Here is a 1,786-nt window from a genome sequence, read left to right as displayed (position 1 = left end):
CCGACCATCATGAAGCCGAGCCGCTCGCCTTCGAGCACCGAGGCCGAAAGGACGCCGACCTCAAGGCTGTAGCGCAGGATGCCGCCCGCGCGGACGATCGCGGGCCGGCCGAACCAGACGCCGTCGGGCCCATCGACAATCAATTGCGGCGGCGCGCAGCCGGCGCCACAGCCCTGCAGATCGACTTCGAGCACCGGCGCCTCGGCTTCGCGCCAGCGCACGGTCAATGCCCCCGGATCGTCGAAGGGCCGCGGCAGGCGCGCGAGCGCGGCGACAAGCGGCGGCCCGTCGGCGGAAGGCGCCGCCGCGGCGCCCGGCCCGACGGGCGGCACAATCAGCGTCAGGTTCGCCTCGCGCGGCACGCAGATGCTGTCGGAACACACACCATAGGACATGGCGAGGCGCAGCGTCGCCGGCTGCGCGGCATCGACAGGCACAACACCCAGCGGCCAGATCACCTCATCCTTGTAGCCGAAGGTCACGTCGCCGGGATCGTCGAAACGCCGCGGCGCCGGCCAGCGCAGATCGACGCTGCCGACATTCTCCGATGCCGACCAGTCGAAGGCCGGCGCGATGCCGCTGTCGCCGGGATTCTTCCAGTAGGTTTTCCAGCCCGCTGCAAGCCGCATCTCGACGCCGGCCAGAAAGGGCGCGCCGTCATGCGCCGTCACGGCGGCTATCATGCGCAGGCGCGCGGCATCGGCGGCGCCGGCGGCGGCTGCCGGCAATGACAGCACGCCGAGTGCCGCGGCGCAGAGGGCCGCTCTCCATAAGGCTTTCATATCCGGCATCTTCGCCTTTTTTCCGTCGAGGTTCACCTGAACATATCGTGTTTGTCACACCAAATCACGGCGCTGAAAAGAAGAATGGCAGCATTCCGCCCTCGCCCGCCGCCTCATATCAATGCGTGACATGAGGCATGCGAGAGGGCAGGATTTCAGGCGAGCGCGCCAGCAACGCGTCAATGACCGGAGCTGCCCATGAGCCCCATATCGGCGGATTTGAGTTATCAACCCGAGGAAGACGGGTTTCTCGAAGGCAAGCTGCTGATCGCCATGCCGTCGATCGGCGACCCGCGCTTCGAACGCTCCGTGATCTATATGTGCGTTCACAATCCCGAGGGCGCGATGGGCATCGTCGTCAACAAACCCGCCCCCGACATTACCTTTCCCGACCTGCTGGAACGTCTCTCGATCCGCCTGCAGCACGGCGCGGCGGAGATCATCACCTGCCCCGTTCTCGTCGGCGGGCCGGTGGAAATGGGGCGCGGCTTCGTTTTGCACACGCAGGATTATTTCTCGGAGGAATCGACGCTGCCGGTCGACGCGGATGTCGGACTGACGGCCAGCGTCGACATTCTGCGCGCGATGGCGATCGGCGAGGGACCGCGCCACGCGCTGCTCGCGCTCGGCTATGCCGGCTGGGCGCCGGGCCAGCTCGACGCCGAAATACAGGCCAATGGCTGGCTCCATTGCGACCCCGACACCGAATTGCTGTTCGGCCACAATCTCGAGGCGAAATATCGCGATGCGCTGGCGAAACTCGGCGTCGATATTTCGCTGCTTTCGGGAAATGCCGGCCACGCCTGAGGGAAGAATTTTTTCACGCGAAGACGCGAAGACGCGAAGAAGGAAGAAAGATTTTTTCACGCGGAGGCGCGGAGCCGCGGAGAGATTTTAATGGCGCTTCGCGCCGAAGGAATCTTCCTTCGCGCCGACTTGTCCGCCGGAGCTGCGAAGCAGCGTAGGGGGAAGGCGCAATAATTTTCTTCTCTGCGCCTCTGCGT

2 protein-coding genes are annotated in these 1,786 nt (G+C 65.3%); one reads left to right on the top strand and one right to left on the bottom strand.

Annotated elements, in window-relative coordinates; genetic code table 11:
- Positions 1-791: protein-disulfide reductase DsbD domain-containing protein (locus WEB61_RS14720; RefSeq protein WP_368065095.1), on the bottom strand; the 791-nt coding region annotated here is incomplete at its 3' end.
- 189 nt (positions 792-980) lie between these two features.
- Here WEB61_RS14720 and WEB61_RS14715 point away from each other — a divergent pair.
- A complete protein-coding gene (locus tag WEB61_RS14715) occupies positions 981-1,589 on the top strand; it encodes a YqgE/AlgH family protein (protein WP_368065094.1) in 609 nt (202 codons plus the stop codon).
- The last annotated feature ends 197 nt before the right edge of the window (positions 1,590-1,786 follow it).

The organism is Parvibaculum sp. (genome assembly GCF_040882025.1).
Lineage (GTDB): Bacteria > Pseudomonadota > Alphaproteobacteria > Parvibaculales > Parvibaculaceae > Parvibaculum.
This window is presented reverse-complemented; position numbering and strand designations above follow the sequence as displayed.